The organism is Pseudonocardia oceani, assembly GCF_019263585.2.
Lineage (GTDB): Bacteria > Actinomycetota > Actinomycetes > Mycobacteriales > Pseudonocardiaceae > Pseudonocardia > Pseudonocardia oceani.
The window spans coordinates 922,848-949,663 of the sequence record NZ_JADQDF010000001.1; the positions used below are offsets into that span (position 1 = coordinate 922,848).

The 26,816-nt window shown below is 74.1% G+C and carries 24 protein-coding genes and 1 pseudogene; 10 read left to right on the plus strand and 15 right to left on the minus strand.

Annotated elements, in window-relative coordinates:
- Window positions 1–132: 132 nt before the first annotated feature.
- Genes I4I82_RS04645 through I4I82_RS04655 form a run of 3 tightly spaced genes read left to right on the plus strand, consistent with a single transcriptional unit; the run spans window position 133 to window position 3,742 of the window.
- Window positions 133–654, plus strand: coding sequence for a (2Fe-2S)-binding protein (locus I4I82_RS04645; RefSeq protein ID WP_218589902.1), 522 nt, complete (start codon window positions 133–135; stop codon window positions 652–654).
- On the plus strand, window positions 651–1,652 hold the full coding sequence (locus I4I82_RS04650) for an FAD binding domain-containing protein (protein ID WP_218595277.1): 1,002 nt from the start codon (window positions 651–653) through the stop codon (window positions 1,650–1,652). The genes I4I82_RS04645 and I4I82_RS04650 overlap by 4 nt, the downstream gene beginning before the upstream one ends.
- The gene (locus tag I4I82_RS04655) at window positions 1,652–3,742 is read left to right on the plus strand and encodes a xanthine dehydrogenase family protein molybdopterin-binding subunit (RefSeq protein ID WP_218595278.1); all 2,091 of its coding nucleotides are present in this window, start codon (window positions 1,652–1,654) and stop codon (window positions 3,740–3,742) included. Before I4I82_RS04650 ends, I4I82_RS04655 begins: the two co-directional genes overlap by 1 nt.
- A gap of 124 nt (window positions 3,743–3,866) precedes the next feature.
- On the opposite strand, the gene nrfD is transcribed toward I4I82_RS04655, so the two are convergent.
- The 3 genes from nrfD to fdh are packed head-to-tail and all read right to left on the minus strand — an operon-like array spanning window position 3,867 to window position 9,300.
- Window positions 3,867–4,964: an NrfD/PsrC family molybdoenzyme membrane anchor subunit gene (nrfD, locus tag I4I82_RS04660; RefSeq protein ID WP_372451413.1), complete on the minus strand. Its 1,098-nt coding sequence runs from the start codon at window positions 4,962–4,964 to the stop codon at window positions 3,867–3,869.
- Window positions 4,961–6,007 (minus strand): 4Fe-4S dicluster domain-containing protein, encoded by a 1,047-nt coding sequence (locus I4I82_RS04665; protein ID WP_218595279.1) that lies wholly within the window; start codon window positions 6,005–6,007, stop codon window positions 4,961–4,963. The genes nrfD and I4I82_RS04665 overlap by 4 nt, the downstream gene beginning before the upstream one ends.
- Window positions 6,004–9,300, minus strand: a complete 3,297-nt coding sequence (fdh, locus tag I4I82_RS04670; RefSeq protein ID WP_218595280.1) for a formate dehydrogenase — start codon at window positions 9,298–9,300, stop codon at window positions 6,004–6,006. Before fdh ends, I4I82_RS04665 begins: the two co-directional genes overlap by 4 nt.
- 121 nt (window positions 9,301–9,421) lie before the next feature.
- Between fdh and I4I82_RS04675 the strand changes: the two genes are divergently transcribed.
- On the plus strand, window positions 9,422–9,595 hold the full coding sequence (locus I4I82_RS04675; RefSeq protein WP_218594805.1) for a hypothetical protein: 174 nt from the start codon (window positions 9,422–9,424) through the stop codon (window positions 9,593–9,595).
- 29 nt (window positions 9,596–9,624) lie between these two features.
- Here the strand turns inward: I4I82_RS04675 and I4I82_RS04680 are convergent, their stop codons facing one another.
- From I4I82_RS04680 to I4I82_RS04695, 4 genes are all read right to left on the minus strand, one after another.
- Window positions 9,625–10,056 (minus strand): hypothetical protein, encoded by a 432-nt coding sequence (locus I4I82_RS04680; RefSeq protein WP_218595281.1) that lies wholly within the window; start codon window positions 10,054–10,056, stop codon window positions 9,625–9,627.
- 369 nt (window positions 10,057–10,425) lie between these two features.
- The gene (locus I4I82_RS04685; protein ID WP_218595282.1) at window positions 10,426–11,289 is read right to left on the minus strand and encodes an alpha/beta fold hydrolase; all 864 of its coding nucleotides are present in this window, start codon (window positions 11,287–11,289) and stop codon (window positions 10,426–10,428) included.
- The gene (locus I4I82_RS04690) at window positions 11,286–12,131 is read right to left on the minus strand and encodes an SDR family NAD(P)-dependent oxidoreductase (protein ID WP_218590266.1); all 846 of its coding nucleotides are present in this window, start codon (window positions 12,129–12,131) and stop codon (window positions 11,286–11,288) included. Before I4I82_RS04690 ends, I4I82_RS04685 begins: the two co-directional genes overlap by 4 nt.
- A complete protein-coding gene (locus I4I82_RS04695) occupies window positions 12,128–13,657 on the minus strand; it encodes a flavin-containing monooxygenase (protein WP_226369878.1) in 1,530 nt (509 codons plus the stop codon). The genes I4I82_RS04690 and I4I82_RS04695 overlap by 4 nt, the downstream gene beginning before the upstream one ends.
- A 69-nt stretch (window positions 13,658–13,726) precedes the next feature.
- On the opposite strand from I4I82_RS04695, the gene I4I82_RS04700 reads away from it, so the two are divergent.
- A complete protein-coding gene (locus I4I82_RS04700) occupies window positions 13,727–14,737 on the plus strand; it encodes an AraC family transcriptional regulator (protein WP_218595284.1) in 1,011 nt (336 codons plus the stop codon).
- 20 nt (window positions 14,738–14,757) lie between these two features.
- Here the strand turns inward: I4I82_RS04700 and paaE are convergent, their stop codons facing one another.
- From paaE to I4I82_RS04735, 7 genes are all read right to left on the minus strand, one after another.
- Window positions 14,758–15,867 carry a 1,2-phenylacetyl-CoA epoxidase subunit PaaE gene (gene paaE, locus I4I82_RS04705; protein ID WP_218590269.1) on the minus strand — a complete coding sequence of 370 codons (1,110 nt, stop codon included), beginning with the start codon at window positions 15,865–15,867 and terminating at the stop codon, window positions 14,758–14,760.
- Window positions 15,867–16,394, minus strand: a complete 528-nt coding sequence (gene paaD / locus I4I82_RS04710) for a 1,2-phenylacetyl-CoA epoxidase subunit PaaD (RefSeq protein ID WP_267461590.1) — start codon at window positions 16,392–16,394, stop codon at window positions 15,867–15,869. The genes paaE and paaD overlap by 1 nt, the downstream gene beginning before the upstream one ends.
- 20 nt (window positions 16,395–16,414) lie before the next feature.
- The gene (gene paaC / locus I4I82_RS04715) at window positions 16,415–17,320 is read right to left on the minus strand and encodes a 1,2-phenylacetyl-CoA epoxidase subunit PaaC (RefSeq protein ID WP_218595285.1); all 906 of its coding nucleotides are present in this window, start codon (window positions 17,318–17,320) and stop codon (window positions 16,415–16,417) included.
- 32 nt (window positions 17,321–17,352) lie between these two features.
- On the minus strand, window positions 17,353–17,718 hold the full coding sequence (paaB, locus tag I4I82_RS04720; RefSeq protein WP_225920507.1) for a 1,2-phenylacetyl-CoA epoxidase subunit PaaB: 366 nt from the start codon (window positions 17,716–17,718) through the stop codon (window positions 17,353–17,355).
- Window positions 17,715–18,674 (minus strand): 1,2-phenylacetyl-CoA epoxidase subunit PaaA, encoded by a 960-nt coding sequence (paaA, locus tag I4I82_RS04725; protein ID WP_218595286.1) that lies wholly within the window; start codon window positions 18,672–18,674, stop codon window positions 17,715–17,717. The genes paaB and paaA overlap by 4 nt, the downstream gene beginning before the upstream one ends.
- Window positions 18,675–18,762: 88 nt before the next feature.
- Window positions 18,763–19,407, minus strand: coding sequence for a TetR/AcrR family transcriptional regulator (locus I4I82_RS04730; RefSeq protein ID WP_218590272.1), 645 nt, complete (start codon window positions 19,405–19,407; stop codon window positions 18,763–18,765).
- Complete coding sequence (locus I4I82_RS04735; protein ID WP_218595287.1) at window positions 19,404–20,231, minus strand: enoyl-CoA hydratase-related protein; 828 nt, start codon at window positions 20,229–20,231, stop codon at window positions 19,404–19,406. The genes I4I82_RS04730 and I4I82_RS04735 overlap by 4 nt, the downstream gene beginning before the upstream one ends.
- A 58-nt stretch (window positions 20,232–20,289) precedes the next feature.
- On the opposite strand from I4I82_RS04735, the gene I4I82_RS04740 reads away from it, so the two are divergent.
- From I4I82_RS04740 to I4I82_RS04760, 5 genes and pseudogenes are all read left to right on the plus strand, one after another.
- Window positions 20,290–21,525 carry a thiolase family protein gene (locus I4I82_RS04740; protein ID WP_218595288.1) on the plus strand — a complete coding sequence of 412 codons (1,236 nt, stop codon included), beginning with the start codon at window positions 20,290–20,292 and terminating at the stop codon, window positions 21,523–21,525.
- A gap of 31 nt (window positions 21,526–21,556) precedes the next feature.
- A complete protein-coding gene (paaZ, locus tag I4I82_RS04745) occupies window positions 21,557–23,587 on the plus strand; it encodes a phenylacetic acid degradation bifunctional protein PaaZ (RefSeq protein WP_225920508.1) in 2,031 nt (676 codons plus the stop codon).
- Window positions 23,584–24,909 (plus strand): phenylacetate--CoA ligase PaaK, encoded by a 1,326-nt coding sequence (gene paaK / locus I4I82_RS04750; protein ID WP_218590275.1) that lies wholly within the window; start codon window positions 23,584–23,586, stop codon window positions 24,907–24,909. The genes paaZ and paaK overlap by 4 nt, the downstream gene beginning before the upstream one ends.
- A gap of 78 nt (window positions 24,910–24,987) precedes the next feature.
- A pseudogene (locus tag I4I82_RS34855) lies at window positions 24,988–25,743 on the plus strand (arginase family protein); the annotation flags it as partial.
- 304 nt (window positions 25,744–26,047) lie between these two features.
- Window positions 26,048–26,419, plus strand: coding sequence for a Rieske (2Fe-2S) protein (locus I4I82_RS04760; RefSeq protein WP_218590276.1), 372 nt, complete (start codon window positions 26,048–26,050; stop codon window positions 26,417–26,419).
- Between the two features lie 75 nt (window positions 26,420–26,494).
- Here the strand turns inward: I4I82_RS04760 and I4I82_RS04765 are convergent, their stop codons facing one another.
- Window positions 26,495–26,797 carry a YciI family protein gene (locus I4I82_RS04765; RefSeq protein ID WP_218595289.1) on the minus strand — a complete coding sequence of 101 codons (303 nt, stop codon included), beginning with the start codon at window positions 26,795–26,797 and terminating at the stop codon, window positions 26,495–26,497.
- Between the last annotated feature and the right edge of the window lie 19 nt (window positions 26,798–26,816).

A 26,816-nucleotide genomic window follows, 5' to 3' on the forward strand; every position in this document is an offset into this window, starting at 1 on the left:
GGATGCACCGGCCCGCCGCGGGCTCCGCGCAGCGCCGTCGGCGCACCACGGCGCGCAGCAGCTCCGGGCGAGTAGGCCGGGCTGTGCCGGGTACGCAGCGCGACGACCGACAGACCTCTGGGGGACACCGCTGTGGAGCACACGATCGACCTGATCGTCGACGGGACGCCGCGCCGGCTGACCGTCGACACGAGGACCACCCTGCTCGACGCGCTGCGCGAGCGCATGGGCGTCACGAGTCCCAAGAAGGGCTGCGACCACGGCCAGTGCGGCGCCTGCACCGTCCTGTCGGGCGGGCGGCGCGTCCTGAGCTGCCTGACGCTGGTGATGACGCAGGACGGCGGCGAGGTCGTCACCGCCGACGGGCTGGCGCCGGAGGGCGAGCTGCACCCGGTGGCGCGGGCGTTCGTCGACTGCGACGCGTTCCAGTGCGGCTACTGCACGCCCGGCCAGGTCGTCTCGGCCGTCGGGATGCTCGACGAGCACGCGCGCGGTTGGCCCAGCGCGGCCACCGGCGGCGGCGAGCCCGAGCTCGACCACGACGAGGTGGCGGAGCGGATGAGCGGAAACCTCTGCCGCTGCGGCGCCTACGCGAACATCGTGCCGGCGGTGCAGCAGGCAGCCGGACACCGGGCGGCCGGGGAGGCGCGGTGAAGCCCTTCGCCTACAGCGCCCCCGACGCGGCCGCCGACGCCGTGCTCGCCGTCGCGACCGACCCGTCCGCGGTCTTCCTCGGCGGCGGCACCAACCTCGTGGACCACCTCAAGCTCGGCGTCGTCGAGCCCGGCCTCGTCGTCGACGTCACCGGGCTGACCTCCGACGCCGTCGAGGATCTCGGCGCCGGCGCGCTGCGGATCGGGGCGGCGGTGCCCAACAGCGACCTCGCCGCCGACCCGCGGGTCCGCGAGCGGTTCCCGGTGCTGTCGCAGGCGCTGCTCGCCGGGGCCACCGGCCAGCTGCGCAACATGGCGACCGTCGGCGGCAACCCGCTGCAGCGCACCCGCTGCGTCTACTTCCAGGACGTGACCACGCCGTGCCACAAGCGCAGCCCCGGCAGCGGGTGCTCCGCGATCGGCGGCGCGACCCGCAACCACGCCGTGCTCGGCGCGTCGGACCGCTGCATCGCGACGCACCCGTCGGACATGGCCGTCGCGCTGGCCGCGCTCGACGCCGAGGTGCGCGTGCTCGGCGTCGACGGCGAGAGAACGATCCCCTTCGTCGACCTGCACCGGCTGCCCGGGGGCTCCCCCGAACGCGACACGGTGCTCGGGCACGGCGAGCTGATCACCGCGATCGACGTGCCCGGGCTGCCGATCGCGCGGCGCTCGGCGTACCGCAAGGTCCGCGACCGCGCGTCGTACGCGTTCGCGCTGGTCAGCGTGGCGGCAGCAGTCGAGGTGGTCGACGGCGTGGTCCGCGACGCGCGGATCGCGTTCGGCGGCGTCGCCCACAAGCCGTGGCGCGCCCGCCGCGCCGAGGAGGCGCTGCGCGGCGCGACGGCCGCGGACGACAGCTACCGCGCGGCCGCCGACGCCGAGCTCGCCGATGCCGTCGCGCAGGACGGGATCGACGGCGGCAACGGCTTCAAGATCCCGCTGCTGCGCCGCACCCTCGTCGCGACCCTGCGCGACCTGGCCCGGGAGGACGCCTGATGACCGCCCTGCTCGAACCCCACGAGATCGGCCGCGACCTCCCCCGCCGCGACGGCGCCGCGAAGGTCCGCGGCACCGCCACCTACGCCTACGAGACGCCGGTCGAACGCGCCGCGTTCCTGCACCCCGTGCAGTCGACGATCGCGCGTGGGCGGGTCGTCGCCGTCGACACGACCGCGGCGCAGGCGCTCGACGGCGTCCTCGCGGTACTGACGCCCGCCGACGCCGAGCGCATGGCCTCCACCGACGACGCCGAGCTCGCCGTCCTGCAGTCCGACGCGGTCGGCTACCGCGGGCAGGTCGTCGCGGCGGTCGTCGCCGAGACCTCGGAGATCGCGCGCGAGGCCGCCGACGCGGTGGAGGTGACCTACGACGAGCAGCCGCACGACGCCGAGCTGCGCGTCGACCACCCCGGCCTCTACGCGCCCGAGCAGGTGAACCCGACGTTCCCGACCGACACCGCCGAGGGCGACGTTGCCGCCGCCGTCGCCGCCGCGGAGGTGGTCGTCGAGCAGACGTACACGACCGCGATGCAGCACAACAACCCGCTCGAACCGCACGCCACCGTCGCGCTGTGGGACGGGCGCGACCTCACGCTGTGGGACTCCACGCAGGGCGTGCACCCGGTACGCGCCACCGTCGCGCCGATCTTCGGGCTCGACGAGGAGCGCGTGCGGGTGGTGTGCCCCTACGTCGGCGGCGGCTTCGGGTCCAAGGGCAACGCGCACGTCAACGTGGTGCTGGCGGCGCTGGCCGCCCGCGCGGTGCCCGGCCGCCCGGTGCGGTTCGCGCTGACCCGCCAGCAGATGTTCTCCCTCGCCGGCTACCGCACGCCGACGATCCAGCGGATGACCCTGGCCGCCGACCGCGAGGGGCACCTGTCGGCGATCGCGATCGACGTCGTCGAGCAGACCGCGCGGATCAAGGAGTTCGCGGAGCAGACCGGGGTGCCGACGCGCACGATGTACGCCGCCCCGAACCGCCGCACCACCCACCGCCTCGCTGCGCTCGACGTGCCGGTGCCGTCCTGGATGCGCGCCCCGGGCGAGTGCCCGGGCATGTTCGGGCCCGAGGTGGCGCTCGACGAGCTGGCCGAGCGGATCGGTGTCGATCCGATCGACCTGCGGGTCCGCAACGAGCCCGACGTGGAGCCGGAATCGGGGAAGCCCTTCTCCAGCCGCAACCTCGTCGCGTGCCTGCGCGAGGGCGCGCAGCGGTTCGGCTGGGCCGACCGCGACCCGCGCCCGGGCGTGCGCCGCAGCGGCGACTGGCTGGTCGGGACCGGTGTGGCCGCGTCGACGTACCCGGTGAACCGGATGCCCGCCTCGACCGCGACGGTCCGGTGCGAGGGCGGCCGGTTCGCCGTCGAGATCGGCGCGGCCGACCTCGGCACGGGCACGTGGACGACGCTGCCGCAGATCGCCGCCGACGCGCTCGGCGTGCCCGTCGCGGACGTCGAGGTGCGGATCGGCGACACCGACCTGCCGATGGCCTCGGTCGCGGGCGGGTCGTCGGGGATGACGACGTGGGGCTCGGCCGTCGTCGACGCCGCCCGGACGTTCCGCGAGAAGTTCGGCGATCGCCCCGAGAACGGCGACGAGGCGCAGGGTGAGGTCGGCCCGCCCGACCCCGACCACGCGATGCACGCCTACGGCGCGCAGTTCGCCGAGGCCCACGTGCACGCCGACACCGGCGAGATCCGGGTGCCGCGCCTGCTCGGGGTGTTCGCCGCCGGGCGGATCATCAATCCGCGCACGGCCCGCTCGCAGTTCGTCGGGGGGATGACGATGGGCCTGTCGATGGCGCTGGAGGAGGACGGCCTGCTCGACCCCCGCACCGGCCACGTCGTCAACCACGACCTGGCCGAGTACCACATCGCCGTCAACGCCGACGTCGGCGAGGTGCAGGCGCACTGGATCGACGAGCACGACCCGTTCGTCAACGCGATGGGGTCCAAGGGGATCGGGGAGATCGGCATCGTCGGCACGGCCGCGGCGGTGTCGAACGCGGTGTGGCACGCCACGGGGGTGCGGGTGCGGGACCTGCCGATCACGCTGGACAAGGTCCTGGCGGGCCTGCCGGAGGGATGAGCCGGACGCCGGCCGTCGTGCTCAGCGCTCGTGCACGACCAGCCGGCGGTCCAGCCCGGTGATCGCGAGGACGCGGGGCAGCAGGCTCCCCCCGCCGGAGCCGGTCACGAACGAACCGCCCGGGTCAGCCGTTCTGGCGCTGGGCCTCACCGGCGGCCGCTTCCGCTGCGGCGAGCCGCTCGCGCTGCGGCACCACGACGTACTTCGGGTCCTTCGTCGACGCCACACCCGCCTCGAACACCCCGAACCGCTGCAGCGCGCTGCCCGCCAGCAGGGCGATCCCCGACGCCGCCGCGCCGCCCCGGCTGCGCGGCGCCGCCACCAGCGCGCCGAGCAGCCCGGCGGCCGTCAGCAGCTCCGAGGCCTTCCGCAGCCGCCCCGGCGCGCCCGTCCGCAAGGTCTCCCCGACCAGACCCGCACGGTGCTCCATGCGCCGCCCCGCGGCCAGCTCGGTCGCGGCGCCCGCCACGGCGAACCAGCGGGCCGGGCCCGCCTCCCGGACCGGTGTCGTGAGCATCCCGAACCCGCCGCCCGCCGCGGCGGCGGAGCCGGTGAAGACGAACGGCAGCTCGTCGCGCACCGCGTTCCAGGCGGGCACGGCCGTGTGCGAGAGCAGCACCGCGGTGTACGCGGCGACCGCGGGCGCCGCCGTCGCCGACGCCACCCCGGCCGGGCGCGACACCGCGCGCAGCAGCCGCGCGAGCGGGTGCCCGCGCCGGTGCGCCGGCACCAGCTCCCACACCGCGGCGGCGCCCACGCCGGGCCCGAACAGCGTGAGGATCCAGGTCCCGACGCTCATCGGCGAGGTCGGCTTCGCGACGCGCAGCATGTGGTGGAACCGCTCGGGGCGCCCCAGGTCCGACACCAGGAACCACATGCTGGCCAGCAGCGCCCCGAACGACCCGAGCCAGGACGCCCGGCGCAGGCGGGGGCGGCCGGTGAGGTCGGCCCCGGCCGCGAGCACCGCCGTCGACGCCGCCAGCCCGCCGCTGAACAGGTACGCGGCGATCTTCCACTCCCACACCGGCGACTTGAGCACGGGCCGCCCGTAGTACGAGCGGAACTCCGCGTCCGGGACGACGGTCTGCTCGCCCTTCCCCGACCCACCACCCCGGCGGCGCCGCGGCACGGGCTGCTCCCCCTGGAACAGCTGCGCCTCCTGCCCGATCCCGCTGATGTCGCTGCGCCGCTCGGCGGGCTCCGGGTCCCGGCGGCGCGTCACCGGCGCACCCCCGGCAGCGCCGCGCCGAGGAACGCCCCGACGCCCGCCACCGCGAACGCCACGGCGGCCGCACCGGCCGCGCGCCACATCGCGGGCGCGTCGCGGGTGGGCACGACGGGGTCCGGCGGCAGGCCGTAGACCTCGGGCTCGTCGAGCAGCAGGAAGAACGCGCCGTCGCCGCCCACGCCGTCGTCGGGGTCGCGGCCGTAGAGCCGGGCCTCCTCGACGCCGAGCCCGTGCAGCTGCTCGAGGCGGCGGTCGGCGCGCTCGCGCAGCTCGTCGAGGTCGCCGAACTGGATCGAGTTCGTCGGGCACGCCTTGGCGCACGCGGGCTCCAGGCCGTCGCCGATGCGGTCGTAGCAGAGCGTGCACTTCTGGGCGCGGCCGTCGTCCTCGCGGCGGTCGATGACGCCGTAGGGGCAGGCCGAGACGCAGTAGCCGCAGCCGTTGCAGATGTCCTGCTGCACGACGACCGTGCCGAACTCGGTGCGGAACAGCGAGCCCGTCGGGCACACGTCGAGGCACCCGGCGTGCGTGCAGTGCTTGCAGACGTCCGACGCCATCAGCCAGCGAACGGAACTGCGGACCTCGGCCCCGGTCGCGTCGCCCGGGCGGGAGAAGGACGGCATGCCCAGCTCCTCCGGGTCGTGCGGGAGCGGCGAGGTGCCCAGCTCCGACCCGCCCCGCGGCGCCGCCCCCAGCCGCGGCTCCACCGCGTGGGAGGTCTGCGGCAGCCCGGACGGGCCGGTCGGCAGCAGGTCCAGCGCCGGCTCCTGGTGCCCGATCCCGCGCTCCTGCTCGATGAACGCGACGTGCCGCCACGAGTCGGCGCCGAGCATCCCGGTGTTGTCCATCGACATGCCGAGCAGGTCGAGCCCGTCCTCGGGCACGGCGTTCCACTCCTTGCACGCCACCTCGCAGGCCTTGCACCCGATGCAGACCGAGGTGTCGGTGAAGAACCCGACGCGCGCCGGGTGCTCGGCGTAGCCGGCGTCGCCCGCCACGTCGTGCATCGGGCCGGACAGGCGGTTCCGCTCGGTCATGACGACTCCTCGGGGGACGGCGAGTCGGCGGTGTGCGGAACGCCCAGGGCGGTCGCCACGCGGGTGCCGGTCTCGGTCGTGATGCCCGCGCGGGCGCGCAGGTCGGCGAGCATCGCCACCAGGTCGGCGCCCCGCGGGCGCGGGCCGGGCCGGACGTCGCAGGTGGCGACCTTGCTCTCCTGGATGAAGACGTTGGTGTCGACGACGATCCCGAACAGGTCGTTGACGACGTCGCCGGACACGAGCCCGGAGTGTCCCCAGTGGTAGGGCAGCCAGACCTGGTGGATCACGCGGTCGTCGACGCGCAGGGGCGCCATCCGGTCGGTGACGACGACGCGCGCCTGGACCGCCGCGCGGCTGGTGACGACGTGCGCGGTGCCCAGGTGCGTCAGCCCCCGCACCCGCGCGAGCTCCGGCGACACCTCGACGAACAGCTCCGGCTGCAGCTCCGCCAGGTAGGGCAGCTGCCGGCTCATCCCGCCCGCGGTGTGGTGCTCGGTGAGCCGCGCCGCGGTGAGCACGAACGGGAACACCTCCGAGTGCGCCTCGGGCGGCGACGGGTTCGACGGGTTGTCCGGACGCCCGTAGACCTTGCGCGTCGGGCTGCCCTGCTGGGTGTAGAGGGGGTTGCGCACCGGCGACTCGTGCGGCTCGTAGTGCGTCGGCAGCGGCCCGTCGACGACGCCGTGCGGCGCGTACAGCCAGGCCTTGCCGTCGGCCTGCATGATGAACGCGTCGTCACCGCGCAGGGCCGCCGGGCCGCAGGCGCCCTCGGGCGGCTCGTAGCCGGGCGGGACGTCCTTCGGGAAGTCCGGCACGTCGTCGCCGGTCCACTCGCCGCGCTCGGCGTCCCACCAGACCAGCTTCTTGCGCTCGCTCCACGGCCGCCCCTGCGGGTCGGCGGACGCCCGGTTGTAGAGCAGCCGCCGGTTCGCGGGCCACGTCCAGCCCCACTCGTTCTCGTAGGGGCCCTGCACGTCGTGGGGCTTGCGGCGCGCGGCCTGGTTGACGTCGTCGGCGTACACGCCCGTGTAGATCCAGCAGCCGGCCATCGTCGTCCCGTCGGCCTTGAGATCGGTGTAGGCGTTCACCGCCTCGCCCGTCGTCAGGTCGACGCCGTTGATCCGGCGCAGCACGTCGTCGGCCGAGGGCTCGTCGCCGTCGACCCGGTAGTCCCAGGCCAGCTTCTGCAGCGGCTCGTCGCGCGGGTCCGTCGAGGCCGCCACGCGCTCCCGCAGCCGGCGCCCCAGGTGGTAGGTGAACCACAGCTCGGAGCGCTGGTCGCCCTTCGGCTCGACGGCCTTCTCCCGCCACTGCAGCATCCGCTGGGTCTGGGTGAAGGTCCCCTCCTTCTCCACGTGCGACGCGGCGGGGAGGAAGAACACCTCGGTGCGACACTGCTCGGGGACGATCTCCCCGGTCTCGATCTCCGGCCCGTCCTTCCAGAACGTGGCGCTCTCGATCATGGCGAGGTCGCGGACGACGACCCAGTCGAGGTTCGCCATGCCCAGGCGCTGCAGCTTCCCGTGCACCGAGCCGACCGCGGGGTTCTGGCCGAGCACGAAGTAGCCCGACACCTTCCCGTCGACCATGTCCATGACCGTGCGGAAGGTGCCGTGGTCACCGTTGATCGCCGGCAGCCAGTCGAACCCGAAGTCGTTCTCGGGTGTGGCGTGCTCGCCGAAGTACTCCTTGAGCAGCGAGACGACGTAGGTGTCGGCGTCGTACCAGAACCCCTTCTGGCAGTCGGCCCGCAGGTGCTCGACGTACGCCGCCAGGTCCGGGTGCTGCCCCGCGCTCGGCATCGGCAGGTAGCCGGGCAGCAGGTTGAACAGCGTCGGGATGTCGGTGGAGCCCTGGATGCTCGCGTGCCCGCGCAGCGCGAACACGCCGCCGCCCGGGCGCCCGATGTTGCCCAGCAGCGTCTGCACGATCGAGCCCGCACGGATGTACTGCGCGCCGACGCTGTGCTGGGTCCACCCGACGCTGTAGACGAGCGCGGAGGTGCGGTCGCGCTTCGAGTTGGCCGTCCACGCGTCGCACACCGCGCGGAACAGCTCCGGCGGCGTCCCGCACACCCGCTCGACCATCTCCGGGGTGTAGCGGGCGTAGTGGCGCTTGAGGATCTGGAAGACGCAGCGCGGGTGCTGCAGCGTCGGGTCCTGCACGATCCCGCCGACGTTCTCGACGGCCGGCCCGCCCGAGCCCTCCTGCAGCGCGTCGGTCTCCTCCTTCGCCCGCTCCGGCCCGTCCGGCCCGCCCTCCCCCGCCGCACGCGTGTTCTCGTAGCGCCAGCTCGCGCCGTCGTAGCTCGCGGTCTCGGCGTCGTAGCCGCTGAACAGGCCGTCGAGGTCCTCGGTGTCGGCATAGCGCTCGTCGACGACGAACGACGCGTTGGAGTAGGCCGTGACGTACTCGCGGAAGTCCAGGTCGTTCTGCAGGACGTGGTGGATCACGCCGCCCAGGAACGCGATGTCGGTGCCGGCGCGGATCGGGACGTAGGTGTCGGCCAGCGCGCTGGTCCGCGTGAAGCGCGGGTCGATGTGGAACACGCGGGCGCCGCGCGCCTTCGCCTCCATGACCCACTGGAACCCGACCGGATGGGCCTCGGCCATGTTCGAGCCCATGATCACGATGCAGTCGGAGTTCGCGAGGTCTTCCTGGTAGTCGGTGGCGCCGCCGCGCCCGAAGGATGCCCCCAGACCGGGGACGGTGGCGGAGTGTCAAATACGGGCCTGGTTCTCGATCTGGATGGCCCCGAGCGCGGTGAACAGCTTCTTGATGAGGTAGTTCTCCTCGTTGTCCAGCGTGGCGCCGCCCAGGCTCGCGAAGCCGGTCGTGCGGCGCAGCCGGTTGCCGTGCTCGTCGACGTCCTGCCAGCCGCTCTCCCGGGCGGCGAGGACGCGGTCGGCGATCATGTCCATCGCGGTGTCGAGGTCGAGGTCGGTCCACTCCGTCGCGTACGGGGCGCGGTAGCGGACCTTCTCCTCGCGCTGCGGGCCCGTCACGAGCTGCAGGCTGGCCGACCCCTTGGGGCACAGCCGTCCGCGGGAGATCGGGGAGTCGGGGTCGCCCTCGATCTGCACGACCCGCTCGTCGCGGACGTACACCTTCTGCGCGCACCCCACCGCGCAGAACGGGCAGACGGACTTGGCCACGCGGTCGGCCGTGGCCGTCCGCGGCCGCAGGCCGACGTGCTCCGGCGACTGCGCCGCGGCGCCGCGCCCCAGCCGGTCGGTCCCGGTGAGCTGGCGGTACACCGGCCACGACGCCAGCAGGTCCCGGATCCCCACGCGGCACTCCCCCTCGCGGGTGGCCCCGGCGGCCTCCCGTCGCGGCCCGGCTACCCGGGGTCGGGGGGCCCAAACGCACTGCGGCGCCGTTTCCCCGCATCCGGCCCGGGTAGCCCGGACCGTGCCCGAGGACCCCGATCTGACCCACCTGCGCCGCATGGTCGACGAGGCGCTGGGGGACGTGCGTCGCGACGAGGACGTGGGCCCCGCACTGCGACTCGCCGCCGTCATGGGCAGCCTGCCGCTGCTGCTGCTCTCGCTGGTCGTCGCGCTGCGGCTGCTCAGCGTGCTGTGACCGCTCGGGCGTCCGGGACGGCTTGTGGGTCAGACACCCAGGGGCGCGACGCCGGCGGAGGTCTCGTACGGGTTGGCGTAGGGCAGCGGCTCGTCCCCGCCCGGGGTGGCCACGTCGAAGATCCCGTCGAGGTCGGTGTCGTCGAGGACGAGGTCGGCCAGGCCGTCGGCGTGGTCGGCGATCGCGACGACGTCGGCCACGAACAGCCCGTCGGCCGGGACGTTGTCGAACTGGGCCACGTCGTCGTAGGTGTCGCCGTCGACGTCGGTGAGGACCGCGTCGATCTGGCCGTCGTCGTTGGAGTCGATCAGGGTCGTCTCGGTGTGGCCGTCGCCGTCGAGGTCGACGTACTCGTACGCGATGTCGGTGGCGGAGTACTCCGGGGTCGCGGGAAGCTCGAGCGCGTCGGTGGTGTCGACGTCGGTGGTGTCGATCATCTCGGGGGCGTAGCACTCGGACATCGGATCCTCCGGAACTCGGTGCGGCTGGGGTGTCATGAAGGAGGAGTCCCGGGACCGGGCGAGGGTTACAGCCGGGCTCCCACGACTTTCGGGCGCCCGGGTTCCTGCCCACCGATCAAGGGCGGATGGTCGCCGGTGGATCACTGGTCGCGACCATCTGCCCGTGATGCACGTTCACGGTCGGAGGTGGGTCGCGGTGATCGCGGCCCCGCACCCCGCTCACCCAGCGCTCCCCGACCGCGCCGCGTGATCGCCGAGAGTGCGACTCGGTGGTCGTTGCAGGGACCGTGGCGTCACGGTCCCGGCGATCACGAGCCGGCCGGACCCGGCCTGCGCGTTCCGCGGAACGCGGTTCCGACGAGGAGCGACCTACCCCGCCTCCACCGACTCCCGCGCCCCCGCCAGCACCGTCCCCCGCACCAACCGGGCGAACTCCTCGGCCCGCTCCACCTGCGGCACGTGACCCGTGTCGGCGAAGACGTGGGTGCGGGCGTGCGGGACCAGCGCCCGGGCGGCGCGGAGGTGGTGGGGCGGGAGGATGAGGTCGCGGTCGCCCCACACCACCAGCGTGGGGCGGGGGTGGCGGGCGACCTCCTCGAGCAGCGTCGACCGCCACGCCGCCCGGATGCCGCGGAACGTCCCGAGCTCGCGGGCCGCCTCCAGGAACACCTCGGCCTGGCCGGGCTGCCGGGCCACCTCCATCGCGTGGTCGACGCGCTCGTCGGTGACGAAGGCGGGGTCGAAGAACAGGGCGCGCTCGGTGCGGCGGGCGGCCGTGCGATCGACCCCGTCGAGCAGCCGCCGACCGACCCCGGGCACGGCGAGGATGCGCAGCGCGATCGCCACCTCCTTGCCGAAGCCGGCGCTGTTGACCAGCGTCAGCGTCGCCACCCGCTCCGGCGCGAGCGCGAGGACCTGCAGCGAGACTGCCCCGCCGAGCGAGTTGCCCATGAGGTGCACGGGACGGTGCTCGCCGAGGGCGTCCAGCGTCGCGAGCACGCCGTCGGCCAGCGAGCGCAGCGTCACCGGACCGGGCAGGCGCTGCGAGAACCCGAAGCCGGGCACGTCGAGGCTGATCACGCGGTGGTCGCCGGCCAGCAGCCCGTGCTGGGGCTCCCAGTCCTCCAGGCTCCGGCCGATCCCGTGCAGCAGGACGACCGGCGGGTGCGGGGGGTCGCCGCTCTCGTGCACCCGGACCCGCGCGCCGCGGACGTCGACGAACGCCCCGTTCACGCCCGCGCCCGCTTCGCCAGTACGGCGGTGAGCCTGTCGAGCACCCCGCCGTACGAGCCGGGCAGCACCCGCGCCAGCACGTCGGGGACCTTCGCGCTCGCCGCGATCAGCACGCGCGTCCGCCGGCGCTCGACCCCGTCGAGGATCTCCTCGGCCGCCTTCTCGGACGGGTAGGTCAGCAGCGAGCGGAACGCCTTCTGGCTGCGCTCGACCTCCTCGGCCGACACCCCCGACCCCACCCGCGCGCTCTCCGCGACCCGCGTGCGGATCCCGCCGGGGTGCACCTGCGTGACGCCGGTGCCCAGCGGCGCGAGCTCGTGGCGCAGCACCTCGCTGAACCCGCGGATCGCGAACTTGCTCGACGAGTACGCCGACTGCCCCGCCGGGCCGATCAGCCCGTACAGGCTGGAGACGTTGACGAGGTGCCCGCCGGGCTCCGCGGTCAGCGTGGGCAGCAGTGCGTGGGTGAGCACGACGGGCGCGCGGAAGTTGACGTCCATGACCCACTCGAACTCGTCGAGCGTGAGCTGCGCGAACCGCCCGCCGAGCGCGACCCCGGCGTTGTTGATCAGCAGCCCGATCCGCGGGTGCTCGGCGAGGACCTCCTGCGCCAGAGCCGCGGTCGCCGCGCGGTCGGCGAGGTCGACGACCTTCGTCGACACCGCGATCCCGGGGTGCCGCTCGCGCACCGTGGCGGCGACGGCGTCGAGGCGGTCGGCGTCGCGGTCGACCAGCACGAGGTCGCTGCCGCGCAGACCGAGGCCGTACGCCAGCTGCTCGCCGATGCCGCCGGCGGCGCCGGTCAGGACGGCGGTGCGGCCGGCGAACCGGTAGGGCTTCATCGGGTGCTCTCCTGCAGGGCGCTGTCCTGGACGACGGGACGGGCGGCGGGCGCGGGCGCGAACGCCATGTCCCGGCGCAGGTCGGCCCACGGCGTGGTGAGGGCGTCGAGCACGTAGTTCTGACGCGTGGTCCACGGGTTGCGCGCACCCTGGCGCGGGAAGCGGTCGATGGCGCGCTGCACGTAGCCCGAGCTGAGGTCGAGCAGCGGGCGGCGTCCCTCCCCCGCGGCCTCGCGCGACGGCGTGGCGCTGGCGTACCCGCGGCGCTGCATGTAGCCGAGCAGGCGGGTGACGTAGCGGGAGGACAGGTCGGCACGCAGCGTCCACGACGCGTTGGTGTAGCCGATGCAGTACGCGAGGTTGGGGACGCCGCTGAGCATGACGCCGCGGTAGGTGACCTCCTCGCCGACGTCGACCGGCGTGCCGTCGACGCTCAGCTCGATCCCGCCGAAGGCCAGCAGCGAGAGCCCGGTCGCCGACACCACGACGTCGGCCTCCACGACCTCGCCCGTGGTCATCCGGATGCCCGAGGGCACGAAGCGGTCGATGTGCCCGGTCACGACCGACGCGTCGCCGCGGCGGACCGCGCGGAAGAAGTCGCCGTCCGGGACGACGCAGAGCCGCTGGTCCCAGGGCTGGTAGGTCGGCGTGAAGTGCTCGTCGACGTACGCGGGGTCCTGGAGGAAGCGCAGCGCGATGCTGCGCAGGATCGCCTTCACGCGCTCCGGGCGACGCCGGCTGAGCTGGTAGAACGCCTGCGTCATCGCGACGTTCTTGGCCCGCACCAACGTGTGGGCGAGCCCGGCGGGCAGGACGCGGCGCAGCGTGTCGGCCAGCGCGTCGGTGCCGGGCAACGCCGTCAGGTAGGACGGCGACCGCTGCACCATCGTCACGTGCGCGGCGGTCCCGGCCATCGCCGGGACGAGGGTGACGGCCGTGGCGCCGCTGCCGATCACGGCGACCCGCTTGCCGGTGTGGTCGAGGTCGGCGGGCCAGGACTGCGGGTGGACGAACTCGCCGGTGAAGTCGTCGAGCCCGGCGAACACGGGCTGGTGGCCGTGCGCGTAGTCGTAGTAGCCGGTGCAGACGTAGAGGAAGCCGCAGGTCAGCTCCTGCTCACCGGCGTCGGAGAGCGTGCGGACCGTCCAGCGGGCGTCCGCCGACGACCAGGACGCGCTGACGACGCGGGTGCCGAAGCGGATGTGCCGGTCGATGCCGCCCTCGGCCGCGGTGTCGGTGATGTAGCGCCGGATGCTCTCGCCGTCGGCCATCGACTTCGCGTCGGTCCACGGCCGGAACGGGTAGCTGAGGGTGAACATGTCCGAGTCCGACCGGACGCCCGGGTAGCGGAACAGGTCCCAGGTGCCACCGATGGCGTCGCGCGCCTCGATGATCGCGTAGGTGGTGCCCGGGCGCTCCTGCTGCAGCCGCCACGCGGCGCCGATGCCGGACAGCCCGGCTCCGACGACGAGGACGTCCACGTGCTCCGGCGGGGTCACGGCACTGCTGCTCTGGTCGTCGGTCACGGTGCCAGTGTGCCCGCCCGCGCCGACGGCCACTTGACCCTGGACGACAACCATTTACCCTTGCGCGACATGGGGTCGATGGTGCGCGCCGCGGCCCTGCGGGGTCTGCAGCCGCTCGTCGACGACCTCGGCGGCGACGGCGCCGCGCTGCTCGCCCGCTTCCGCGTGCCCCCGGAGGCCGTCGACGTCGACGACGCCGTGATCCCCTCCCGCACCGCGGGCCGGCTGCTGGAGACCGCCGCCGCCGAGCTCGCCTGCCCCGACCTCGGGCTGCGCCTGGCCGAGCACCAGGGTCCGGAGGTGCTGGGGCCGCTGGCGATCGCCGTCGAGAGCGCCCAGACCATGGGCGACGCGCTGGACTGCGCCTCGCGGTTCCTGTTCGTGCACAGCCCCGCGCTGAGCGTCGAGCAGGTGGCCGATCCCGAGGGCGCGCGCGGCGTCGTCGGCCTGCGCTACGGCAGCCGCGATGCCGAGGCCATCCCGCCGCAGTCGATCGACCTGGGCCTGGGGCTGCTGCACCGCGTCGTGGGGCTGCTGCGCGCCGGGCCGTACGGGCTGCGCGCGGCGCACCTGCCGCACCCGCCGCTCGCGCCCGTGTCGCGCTACACCGCGTTCTTCGGCGCCGACGTCCTGTTCGACCGCCCGCAGGCCGTGCTCCGCGTGCCCGCCGAGCTCGCCGCCACCCCGGTGCGCGGCGGCGACGAGATGCTGCACGGCATCGCCGTCGAGTTCCTGGAGAGCCACTTCCCCGAGCCCGGACGACTGGTCGCGCCGCGCGTGCGGGCGGCGCTGGCGCAGTCGCTGGGCACCTCGCCCGCGCGCGTGGACGCCGTGGCCCGGCTGCTGCGGCTGCACCCGCGGACGCTGCAGCGCTACCTCGCCGCCGAGGACACGACGTTCGCCGCGATCCTCGACGACGTGCGCCGCGACACCGCGCACCGCCTGCTCACCCGCACCGACCTGCCGCTCTCGCAGGTCGCCGCGATGGTCGGGCTCGCCGAGCAGTCGGCGCTCACGCGGGCGGTGCGGCGCTGGTTCGGCGCACCGCCGCGGGAGGTGCGGCGGCGCGCCGGGGCCTGACCTGTCGAGGTCCGGAGCCCTCAGCTGTCGAAGTCGATCGTCACCGCGTCGGAGACCGGCAGGGTCTGGCAGGTCAGCACGAAACCGGCCTCGACCTCGTCGTCCTCCAGGGCGAAGTTGCGGCGCATCGTGACGTCGCCGTCGGTGACCTTCGCCCGGCACGTCCCGCACACCCCGCCCTTGCAGGCGAAGGGCAGGTCGCCGCGGACCTTCTGCGCGGCGTCGAGCACCGACACGTCGCGCGGCAGCGTGAGCGTGGTGGAGCGGCCGTTGAGCACGACCGTGACCTCGCTGCCCTCGCCGTCGACCGCCTCGTCGTCGGCGCGGGTGGGCTCCGGCGGCGGCTCGTCGACGTAGAACAGCTCGCGGTGGATCCGCTTGCGGTCCACGCCCAGCTCGGTGAGCACCGTGACGGCGTCCTCCGTCATGCCGAGCGGGCCGCACAGCCACCAGTGGTCGGTGTCCTCGACGTCGACGAGCGCGCCGAACAGCGTGCGCATCCGCTCGGCGTCGAGGCGGCCGTTGAAGATGTCGGCCTCGGTGGGTTCGCGGGAGAGCACGTTGAGCAGGTGCAGCCGCGGGCCGTAGGCGTTCTTGAGGTCGGCGATCTCCTCGGTGAACATGACGGTGTCGGTGCGGCGGTTGCCGTAGAGCAGGGTGACGTGAATATCGTCGTGGGCGGCGAGCAGCGACGCGGCGATCGACAGCACCGGCGTGATGCCCGACCCGGCCGCGACCAGCCCGTGCCGGGTGCCGGCCTCGAGCTCGGGGGTGAACGCGCCCGCGGGCGGCCCGACCTCGACCTCGTCGCCCGCCTCCAGCCGGTCGACCAGCCACTCGGAGAACAGCCCGCCCGCGACGCGGCGCACCCCGACCCGCGGGGCGGCACCGGCGGGCGCGCAGATCGAGTACGACCGGCGCTCCTCGCCGTCGGCGGTCTCCTGGCGCAGCGTCAGGTACTGGCCGGGGCGGAAGGCGTAGGCCTCGCGGAGGTCGTCGGGGACGTCGAAGGTGACGGCGACGGCGTCGTCGCAGAGGCGCTCGACGGCCGCGACCCGCAGCGGGTGGAAACCGCTGATGCGCGGCGCGGCGACGTCGGTGGTGGCGACCTCGGTGGTGGCGGCCGTCATCAGATCTCCTTCATGTGCTCGAAGGGCTCCCGGCACGACGGGCAGCGGCGCAGCGACGTGCACGCGGTGGGGCCGAAGCGGGAGAGCTCGTCGGTGGCGGGCGCGCCGCACTGCGGGCAGCGCACCGACGACGAGGGCGCACCGAGCGTCAGCGGGACCGGGCCGGTGGCCCGGGCGGCGGCCCGGCCGGGCGGGGCGATGCCCGCCTCGGCGAGCTTGCGCCGGCCCGCGTCGCTGATCCAGTCGGTGCTCCAGGCCGGTGAGAACACCGTCCGGACGTCGACGCGCGCGTACCCGGCGCGGGTGAGCGCGGCGCCGATGTCGTGGCGCATCTCGTCGACGGCGGGGCAGCCCGAGTAGGTCGGGGTGATCGTGACGGTGACCGCGTCGCCGTCGACGTCGACGGAGCGGACGACGCCGAGGTCGTCGAGGGTGAGCATCGGCATCTCGGGGTCGACGACGTCGGCGACGACGGCGCGAGCGCCCCGTGAGTGCGGATCGTGCCCAGGACCACGGTTGCCGCTCACGAGCGGCGCAGCCGCGCCGGTCACCACGTCGCACCCGGGTGCTGCCGCGCCAGGCTCTGCATCTCGGCCAGCACGGGCCCCAGCTGCTCGGTGTGCAGCCCCTGCCGCCCGCTGCGCCCGCCGATGGTGCCGATGAACGGGCGCTCGGGACGGGTCAGCGTGGCGCGCTCGAGGACCTGGTCGAGCACGCCGTCGACCTCCTCGCGCACGGCGGCCGGGTCGACGGCCACCCCGGCGTCGACGAGCCGGCGCTCCTCGTCGGACGTGCGGAACAGCTCGCCGACGTAGGGCCACAGCGCGTCGAGCGCGTCCTGCGCGCGGTGGTGCGACCCGTCCGTGCCGTCGCCCAGGCGCAGCGTCCAGCGGGCGGCGTAGTCGCGGTGGTAGGTCAGCTCCTTGACGCCCTTTGCCGCGACCGCGGCGACGACGGGGTCGGCCGAGTCCTGCAGCCGGTACAGGACCGCGAGCCGCCAGGTCGAGAACAGCAGCAGGCGGACGACGGCGCGGGCGAAGTCGAGGTCGTCGGACAGCTCGGCGAGGCCGACGTTGCGGAACTCGCCGTCGGTGCGCAGGTAGGCCAGCGAGTCCTCGGTGGCGTCGCCGCCGCGCAGGTGCGCGGCGCGGGCGAGCAGCACGCGGGCCTGGCCGAGCAGGTCGAGCGCGGTGTTGGCCAGCGCGACCTCCTCCTCCAGCTCCGGGGCGTTGCTGACCCACTCCGAGAGGCGGTGGCTGTAGACCAGCGCGTCGTCGCCGAGCATGAGGCAGTAGGCGGCGAGGTCGGCCGGGTCGACGCCGTCGGGCACCGGCGACGTGATCTCCGCGCCGGCGTCGGTGACGATGCCGGTGCCGAACGCCCAGCGCGGATCGTCGTGACCGGTGGTCTCCGACAGCGACTGGTACGCGTTCGTCCCGTCCGTGTCGGTCACAGCGTGCTCCTCGACGTCGGTGTGGTGGGCGTTCACAGGTGCGGCACCTCCTCCGGGATCGCGTAGAACGTGGGGTGCCGGTAGACCTTGTCGCCGGCCGGGGCGAAGAACGGGTCCTTCTCCGCCGGGCTCGACGCCGTGATCGCGTCGGCGCGCACGACCCAGATCGACACGCCCTCGTTGCGGCGGGTGTAGACGTCGCGCGCGTTGTGCAGGGCCATCTCGTCGTCGGCGGCGTGCAGCGAGCCGACGTGGACGTGGTTGAGCCCGCGCTTGCCGCGCACGAACACCTCGTAGAGCGGCCAGGCGCGGCGCGAGGGCTTCGCGCCCTGCCCCGTCTCGACGCCCTCGGTCGGCACGGCCCCGTGGCCGCCCTCCGCGGTGAACTCCCCGCTCATGCCCGCACCCCCGCGTGCTTCTCCGCGTACGCCTGCGCCGCCTCGCGCACCCACGCGCCGTTCTCGTGGGCGCGGCGCCGGTGGGCCACCCGCTGGGCGTTGGCCGGGCCGGACCCGGCGATGACGGCCTTGAACTCGTCCCAGTCGGGCTGCCCGTAGTCGTGGGCCCCGCGCTCGTCGTTCCAGACCAGCTCCGGGTCCGGCAGCGTGACGCCGAGCGCCTCGGCCTGCGGCACCGACATGTCGACGAAGCGCTGGCGCAGCTCGTCGTTGGTGTGGCGCTTGATGCCCCACGCCATCGACTGCGCGGAGTTGGGCGAGTCGTCGTCGGGCGGGCCGAACATCATGAGCGAGGGCCACCACCAGCGGTTCACCGACTCCTGCACCATCTCGCGCTGCGCGTCGGTGCCGTTGACCATCGCCAGCAGGAGCTCGAAGCCCTGCCGCTGGTGGAACGACTCCTCCTTGCAGATGCGGATCATGGCGCGCGCGTACGGGCCGTAGGAGCAGCGGCACAGCGGCACCTGGTTGCAGATCGCGGCACCGTCGACGAGCCACCCGATGACGCCGATGTCGGCGTAGCTCAGCGTCGGGTAGTTGAAGATCGACGAGTACTTCTGCTTGCTGTCGATGAGCTTCTCGGTGAGCTCCTCGCGGTCGACGCCGAGCGTCTCGGCCGCGGCGTAGAGGTACATGCCGTGCCCGGCCTCGTCCTGCACCTTGGCCAGCAGGATCGCCTTGCGGCGCAGCGACGGCGCCCGCAGGATCCAGTTGCCCTCCGGCTGCATCCCGATGATCTCGGAGTGCGCGTGCTGGGCGATCTGGCGGATGAGGGTCTTCCGGTAGGCCTCGGGCATCCAGTCCCGCGGCTCGATCCGCTGGTCGGCCTCGATCGTCCGGTCGAAGCCGGCCTCGAGGTCCAGCGCAGGACCGGGGCGGTCCTCGGTCACCGTCATGGGAATCCTCCGTAACCGAATGTTCGTTCGTCTGATGATGGCGCACCTCCGCCCACGACGCAACCGGGCGGACGTGTGACGCGGCGCGTCAGGCGGGCGGGATGATGCCGTCGGAGACGACGCGGACGATGTCGTCGGGCAGCCGTTCGGTGCCCGGGCGCCCCGGGCGGTACCACTCGATGATCGAGTTGACGGTGCCCGACAGCAGCCGCGCGGCCAGCAGCGGGTCGACGCCCGAGCGGACCTCGCCGTCGGCCACGGCCTCGGCCACCAGCGACGCGATCGACGCGTCGAACGCGCGGCGCCGGGCCAGCGCCCAGCGCTCGGTCTCGGTGTTGCCCCGAACGCGCAGCAGCAGCGTGACGTACGGGAGCTCGGAGGTCAGCACCTCGACCTGGCGGCGGATGATGTGCTGCAGCCGCGCCAGCGCCGGGCCGTCCTGCGCCGCGGGCTCCTCGAGGATGCCGAACAGCCCGTCGAGCGCGCGGTGCAGGGCCGCCCGGAGCAGCTCCTCCTTGCCACTGACGTGGTGGTAGAACGACGACTTGGTGATGCCGGCCGCGCGGGAGAGGTCCTCCATGCTGGTGGCGTCGTAGCCGCGGGTGTTGAACTCCGCGACGGCCACCGTGAGCAGCGACGACGCGTCGTAGACGGGCCGCCGGGCGCCCGCCTCCCCGCGGGCGCGACGCGTGCGGACGGCCGGGGCCGGCGGCTCCGCCGGGGCCGCACTCATGCGCCCTCGAAGGACGGTCGTCGCTTCGCCAGGAACGCGTCGACGGCCTCGCGGTGGTCGCGCGTGACGCCGAGCCGGCCCTGCGCGGCGCCCTCCTCGTCGAGCACGCGGTCCAGCGGCGAGACCGCGCCGATCGCGACGGCCCGCTTGATCTCGGCGTAGGCCAGCGTCGGGCCGGCGGCGAGCGTGCGCGCGAGCTCCAGCGCCGCGCCCAGCACCTCCTCGACCGGCACGACGGCCCGGACCAGCCCGGACGCCTGCGCGGCGGCGGCGTCGAAGGACTCGCCGAGCAGCAGGAGCTCGGTGGCGCGGGCGGCGCCGAGGGAGTGCACGAGCGTGGCCGAGAGGCCGGAGTCGGCAGTGAGGCCGATGGCGGCGAAGGCCGTGGCGAAGGTGGCGGAGTCGGCGGTGACGCGCAGGTCGCAGGCGAGCGCGAGGCCCAGGCCCGCGCCCACCGCTCCCCCGTTGAGGGCCGCGACCACGGGCTTGGGCATCGTGGCGAGCAACCGGACGATCGGGTTGTAGTGCTTCTCGACCGTGGCGAACGCGGTGGCCGCGTCGGCCTCCAGCGCCTGCACGTGCTCGCCGAGGTCCTGCCCGACGCAGAACGACCTGCCCGTGCCGGTCAGCACGACGGCCCGGACGGAGCGGTCGGCCGCGACGCCCTCCAGGGCGCTGAGCAGCGCCTCCTTCAGCTCGACGGTGAGCGCGTTGCGCTTGGCCGGCCGGTTGAGCGTCACGATCGCGACGGCGGGGTCCTTCTCGTCGGCGGTGACGAGGACGGCGGCGTCGCCTGCAGCACTGTTGGTCTCCACCCGGGTCATGCTAGCCTCCCCCACAACCGAACGATCGTTCGCTGGATGACCGCTGAGACGAGGCCGGATGACCGAGGTGTTCCTGGTGAGCGGGGCCCGCACCCCGCAGGGCAAGTACGGCGGAGCGCTCGCGGGCGTCCGCCCCGACGACCTCGCCGCGCTGGTCGTGGCCGAGGCGGTGCGCCGCGCCGGGGTGCCCGCCGACGCGGTCGACGAGGTCGTCCTCGGCGCCGCCAACCAGGCCGGCGAGGACAACCGCGACGTCGCGCGCATGGCGCTACTGCTGGCCGGCCTGCCGTCGACGGTGCCCGGCTACACCGTCAACCGCCTGTGCGCGAGCGGCCTGACGGCCGTCACGAACGCGGCGCATGCGATCCGCGCGGGCGAGGCCGACGTCGTCGTGGCCGGCGGCGTCGAGTCGATGACCCGCGCGCCCTGGGTGATGGCCAAGCCGGGCACGCCGTGGGCGAAGCCGGGCGAGGTCGCCGACACCTCGCTGGGCTGGCGCTTCACCAACCCGCGCTTCACCGCGATGGACCGCGCGGCGCCGGAGGTGCACACCGAGACCGAGGGCCCGGTCACGCTGTCGATGGGCGAGACGGCCGAGGAGGTCGCCGCGCTCGACGGCATCACGCGCGCCGAGTGCGACGAGTTCGCCGTGCGCAGCCACGCCCGCGCCACCGCCGCGACCAAGGACGGCCGCTTCGACGACGAGCTCGTGCCCGTCCCCATCCCCCAGCGCAAGGGCGACCCGGTCGTCGTCACCGCCGACGAGGGGCCGCGGCCCGACGCGTCGACGGAGTCGCTCGGGCGCCTGCGCCCGGTGTTCCGCGAGGGCGGCGTCGTCACCGCGGGCAACGCCTCGCCACTGTCGGACGGGGCCGCCGCGCTCGTCGTCGCCAGTGAGCGGGGGGTCCGCGAGCACGGCCTGACGCCGATCGCGCGGATCGTGGTCGGCGCGAGCGTCGGCGTCGCCCCGCACGTCATGGGCCTGGGCCCGGTGCCCGCCACGCGCAAGGCGCTCGATCGCGCGGGCTGGTCGGCCGGCGACCTCGACGCCGTCGAGCTCAACGAGGCCTTCGCCGCCCAGAGCCTCGCCTGCGTGCGGCGCCTCGGGCTCGACCCCGAGACCGTCAACGCCGACGGCGGCGCCATCGCGCTCGGCCACCCGCTGGGCTGCTCCGGCGCCCGCATCACCCTCACCCTCGCCCACCGGCTGCGCCGCGAGGGCGGCCGCCGCGGCCTCGCCTCGCTCTGCGTCGGCGTGGGCCAGGGCGTGGCCCTCCTGATCGAGCGCGTCTGACCTTCCCCGACCGAGAACTGGGAGACACCTCTTGAGCACCCCCACACTCCGCAGCCACGTCATGGGCGACTGGCACACCGCGACCGGCGAGGCACGCCCCCTGCACGACGCCGTCACCGGTGCGGAGATCGCCCGCATCTCCTCCGACGGCCTCGACTTCGCCGGAGCCCTGGAGCACGGCCGCACCGTCGGCGGGCCCGCGCTGCGCGCGCTGACCTTCCACCAGCGTGCCGCGCTGCTCAAGGCGCTGGGCCAGCACCTGCGCGAGCACCGCGAGGAGCTCTACGCGGTGTCGGCGCAGACCGGCGCCACGCTCGGGGACTCCAAGTTCGACATCGACGGCGGCATCGGCGTCCTGCTCGCCTACGCCTCGAAGGCCAAGCGCGAGCTGCCCAACGACACCGTCTACGTCGACGGCGACGTGGAGCCGCTGGGCCGCGGCGGCACGTTCCTCGGCCAGCACGTGTGCACCCCGCTGCACGGCGTCGCGGTGCAGGTCAACGCGTTCAACTTCCCCGTGTGGGGGCCGCTGGAGAAGTTCGCGCCCGCGTTCCTCGCCGGCGTGCCCAGCATCGTCAAGCCCGCGAGCCCGACGGCGTTCCTCACCGCGAGGCTCACCGAGCTGATCGTCGACTCGGGCCTGCTGCCCGAGGGCGCGTGGCAGTTCGTCGCGGGCTCGGTCGGCGACCTGTTCGACCACCTCACCGGCCAGGACCTCGTCTCCTTCACCGGCTCGGCGTCCACGGCGCAGACCCTGCGCACGCACCCCGCGATCGTCCGCCACGCCGTGCGGTTCACCGCGGAGGCCGACTCGCTCAACCTCTCCGCGCTGGGCCCCGACGCCACGCCCGGCACCGAGGAGTTCGACCTGTTCGTGAAGGGCCTCGTCGCCGAGATGACGGTCAAGGCGGGCCAGAAGTGCACCGCGATCCGGCGCGCCTTCGTCCCCGAGGAGCACGTCGACGCCGTGGTCGAGGCGGTGTCGGCGCGCCTGGCGAAGGTGACGGTCGGCAACCCCGCGTCGGCCCGGATGGGCGCTCTCGCGAGCCTGGAGCAGCGCGAGGAGGTGCGCCGCAGCGTCAAGGCGCTGGCCGACGCCGGGCGCATCGTGTTCGGCGACCCCGACCACATCGACGTGGAGGACGGCGACGCCGACCGCGGCGCGTTCCTCTCCCCGATCCTGCTGGTGGGCGACCCGGAGCGCAGCGAGCCCCACGAGGTCGAGGCGTTCGGCCCGGTCTCGACGATCCTCCCGTACTCCTCCACCGCCCAGCTGATCGACTACGCCGCCCGCGGCCAGGGCAGCCTCGCCGGCTCGCTGGTCACGGCCGACACGGCGTGGGCCCGCGAGGTCGTCCTGGGCGTCGCGCCCTGGCACGGCCGGCTGCTGGTGCTCAACTCCCGCGACGCGAAGGAGTCGACGGGCCACGGCTCGCCGATGCCGCAGCTCGTCCACGGCGGCCCCGGGCGCGCCGGTGGCGGCGAGGAGATGGGCGGCATCCGCGGCGTCCTGCACCACATGCAGCGCACCGCGATCCAGGGCGACCCCGACACGATCGCCGCGATCACCGGCCGCTGGGTCACCGGCGCCGAGCGCCGCGAGTCCGACGTGCACCCGTTCCGCAAGCACCTCGAGGAGCTGCGGCCGGGCGACACGCTCGTCGCCGGGCCCCGGACCGTCACGCAGGAGGACGTGGAGCACTTCGCCGAGTTCACCGGCGACACGTTCTACGCCCACATGGACGCCGAGGCCGCCGCGGCCAACCCGCTGTTCGGGGAGCGCGTCGCGCACGGCTACCTCATCGTCTCCCTCGCCGCGGGCCTGTTCGTCGACCCCGACCCGGGCCCCGTGCTCGCCAACTTCGGCGTCGACCACCTGCGCTTCCTGACGCCGGTCAAGTTCGGCGACGCCCTCACGGTCACGCTCACCTGCAAGCAGCTGACCCCGCGCGACTCGGCGGCCTACGGTGAGGTCCGCTGGGACGCCGACGTCACGCGTCAGGACGGCGAGTCGGTGGCCCGCTACGACGTCCTCACCCTCGTCGCGAAGAAGGAGTCATGACCACCACCGCCCGCCGGCTCGGCGACGCCCCCGCCCCCGACACCCTCGACGCGGCCGAGCGGATGTCGGTCGACGAGCTGCGCGCGCTGCAGCTCGGCCGGCTGCAGTGGACGCTGCGCCACGCCTACACGAGCGTGCCGCACTACCGCCGCGCCTTCGACGCCCACGGCGTGCACCCCGACGACTGCCGCGAGCTCGCCGACATCGCGAAGTTCCCGACCACGAGCAAGGCCGACCTGCGCGACAACTACCCGTTCGGCATGTTCGCCGTGCCGCAGTCCGACGTCCGTCGGGTGCACGCGTCGTCGGGCACCACCGGCAAGCCCACGGTCGTCGGCTACACCGAGGGCGACATCGACCGCTGGTCCGACCTCATCGCGCGGTCCCTGCGAGCGGCAGGCGCCCGTCCCGGGCAGAAGGTGCACAACGCCTACGGCTACGGCCTGTTCACCGGCGGCCTCGGCGCGCACTACGGCATCGAGAGGCTGGGCGCCACGGCCATCCCGATCTCGGGCGGCATGACCCCGCGCCAGGTGCAGCTGATCACCGACTTCGAGCCCGACGTCATCATGGTGACGCCGTCCTACCTGCTCACGATCATCGACGAGTTCGAGCGCCAGGGCATCGACCCGGCCTCGTCGTCGCTCAAGGTCGGGGTGTTCGGCGCCGAGCCGTGGACCGAGCAGATGCGCCTGGAGATCGAGGACCGCATGGACCTCCACGCGGTCGACATCTACGGGATCTCGGAGGTGATGGGCCCGGGCGTCTCGCAGGAGTGCGTCGAGACCAAGGACGGGCTGCACGTCTGGGAGGACCACTTCCTCCCCGAGGTCGTCGACCCGCTCGACGCCACGCCGCTCGCCGACGGCGAGGAGGGCGAGCTGCTGTTCACCTCGCTCACCAAGGAGGCGCTGCCGATCATCCGGTACCGCACCCGCGACCTCACCCGGCTGCTGCCCGGCACCGCCCGCCCCTCCATGCGGCGGATGCAGAAGATCACCGGTCGTAGCGACGACATGATCATCCTGCGCGGGGTGAACCTCTTCCCGACGCAGATCGAGGAGATCGTCCTGCGCACGCCGGGCTTCGCCCCGCACTTCCAGCTCGAGCTGACGACGCAGGGCCGGCTCGACGCCCTGTCCGTGCGGGTCGAGGCCCGCCACGACACCCCGCCCGAGCGCCGCGCGGCCGCGGCCGCCGAGCTGGTGAAGGCGGTCAAGGACGGCATCGGCGTCAGCGTCACCTGCGAGGTCGTCGAGCCCGACTCGCTGGAGCGCTCGGTCGGCAAGCTGCAGCGCCTCCGCGATCGCCGCACGAAGTAGGAGTCCCGCGATGCCGACCCCGACCTCGGCCACCAGCCCATCTCCCACCACGTGGCGCACCCGGACACCAAGCGGCGCATGCACGAGCTGATCTGCGTGTCCGGGCTCCTCGACCACCTCACCCGGATCGCGCCGCGCGCCGCGACCGTCGAGGAGATCACCCGGGTCCACACCCCGGAGCACGTCGAGCGGATCGTGCGGGAGAGCGCGCAGCCCAAGGGCGGCGACGCGGGCGACGGCATCTCGCCGTTCGGCAAGGGCGCCTACCGGATCGCGGCGCTCGGCGCGGGCAGCGCGATCGCGATGACCGAGGCCGTCGTCGCCGGCACCGTCGACAACGGCTACGCGCTCGTCAACCCGGCCGGGCACCACGCCCTGCCGGAGACCGGGCTCGGGTTCTGCATCTTCAACAACGTCGCGATCGCGGCGAAGCACGCGCAGGCGGTGCTCGGGATCGAGCGGATCGCGATCGTCGACTGGGACGTGCACCACGGCAACGGCGCCCAGGCGATCTTCGCCGAGGACCCGTCGGTGCTGACGATCTCGCTGCACCAGGACCGCTGCTTCCCGCCGGACTCGGGGCTGGTCGAGGAGCGCGGCACCGGGGCGGGCGAGAACTACAACGTCAACATCCCGATGCCGGTCGGCTGCGGCGACGGCGCGTACCAGTACGCGGCGCGCACGGTGATCGGTCCGGCGCTGGAGGCGTTCGCGCCCGAGCTGGTCATCGTCGCCTCGGGCTTCGACCCCAACGCGATGGACCCGCTGGCCTGCCAGCTCGTCACCACCCGCGGGTTCATCACCCTGACCGAGACCGTCATGGAGGCCGCGGCCCGCTCGGCCGGCGGGCGGCTGGTGCTCGTGCAGGAGGGCGGGTACAGCCCGGTCTACGTGCCGTTCTGCGGTCTGGCCACCATCGGGACCCTCGCCGGGGTGCACTGGTGGACGACGGCCTGCTGCCCGTCGTCGGCGGCATGGGCGGGCACGACCTGGAGCCCCACCAGAAGGAGCTCGTCGACCGCGTGGCCGAGTTCGTCGGCGACATCGCCCGGGCCTGACGCCCCCGGGGGCGTGGTGTGGCCGGCCGGTGCGGGGGGTACGCCCCGGACCAGCCGCCCACCACTCCTCCGGAGGCACCGTGACCGACGCGTCCCTGTCCGACACGTCCATCCCCGACGTCCCGACCCCGCCCGGCACCGTCCGCCGCGTCGGCCGGTGGGCGGTGGGGACGAGCAGGGGCGAGGACTTCGCGGTGTCGCGGCGCTGCCGCCACCAGCTCGCGGACATGAGCAAGGGCACCGTCGACGCCGACGGCTGCCTGGTCTGCCCCTGGCACGCCAGCCGCTACGACGTGCGCACCGGCCGGATGGTCGACGGCCCCCGCGGCTTCTTCTTCTACCGCGGCCCCACCCCCGGCTACAGCGCCCTGGTGCTGAGCTACGCCAAGCACCTGGCCCTGCGCGTGGGGCGCGTGGTGCGGACGGCCGGTCGGATCACGGTGCAGCGCTGACACCCCGGCGGTAGCGCCCCTCCCGCGAGTCGGGCTCCCGCTGCGACCGGGTCGGGGTGGGGCGGCGGCGGGCGCCTACCGCTCGCGCGGCTCCAGCCGGTCGGCCCCGATCGTCACCGGCCAGCTCTGCACCGTCCGCTCCGCCACCACGCCCTGCACGCAGAACGGGTCGGCGTCGGCGAGCTCGTGCACCCGGTCGGCGGAGGGGACGTCGAACACGAGCAGGCCGCCGGCCGGGCCGGGCTCGCCGAGGCGCCCCGCCACCACCAGCTCCCCCGTCCCGACCAAGCCGTCGAGGTACTCGCGGTGGTCGGGACGGTGGGCGGCGACGGCGTCGGGGTCGTCGATGTAGCGGTAGGTGAGGGCGAACAGCGCCACGGATCCTCCTGGGTGGGTC

Coding starts and splice junctions, on each gene's coding strand:
- I4I82_RS04655 (WP_218595278.1), top strand. CDS start 1,652: ATGACCGCCCTGCTCGAACCCCACGAGATCGGCCGCGACCTCCCCCGC.
- I4I82_RS04665 (WP_218595279.1), bottom strand. CDS start 6,007: ATGACCGAGCGGAACCGCCTGTCCGGCCCGATGCACGACGTGGCGGGC.
- I4I82_RS04680 (WP_218595281.1), bottom strand. CDS start 10,056: ATGTCCGAGTGCTACGCCCCCGAGATGATCGACACCACCGACGTCGAC.
- I4I82_RS04690 (WP_218590266.1), bottom strand. CDS start 12,131: ATGAAGCCCTACCGGTTCGCCGGCCGCACCGCCGTCCTGACCGGCGCC.
- I4I82_RS04700 (WP_218595284.1), top strand. CDS start 13,727: ATGGGGTCGATGGTGCGCGCCGCGGCCCTGCGGGGTCTGCAGCCGCTC.
- paaE (WP_218590269.1), bottom strand. CDS start 15,867: ATGACGGCCGCCACCACCGAGGTCGCCACCACCGACGTCGCCGCGCCG.
- paaB (WP_225920507.1), bottom strand. CDS start 17,718: ATGAGCGGGGAGTTCACCGCGGAGGGCGGCCACGGGGCCGTGCCGACC.
- paaA (WP_218595286.1), bottom strand. CDS start 18,674: ATGACGGTGACCGAGGACCGCCCCGGTCCTGCGCTGGACCTCGAGGCC.
- I4I82_RS04730 (WP_218590272.1), bottom strand. CDS start 19,407: ATGAGTGCGGCCCCGGCGGAGCCGCCGGCCCCGGCCGTCCGCACGCGT.
- I4I82_RS04735 (WP_218595287.1), bottom strand. CDS start 20,231: ATGACCCGGGTGGAGACCAACAGTGCTGCAGGCGACGCCGCCGTCCTC.
- I4I82_RS04740 (WP_218595288.1), top strand. CDS start 20,290: ATGACCGAGGTGTTCCTGGTGAGCGGGGCCCGCACCCCGCAGGGCAAG.
- paaK (WP_218590275.1), top strand. CDS start 23,584: ATGACCACCACCGCCCGCCGGCTCGGCGACGCCCCCGCCCCCGACACC.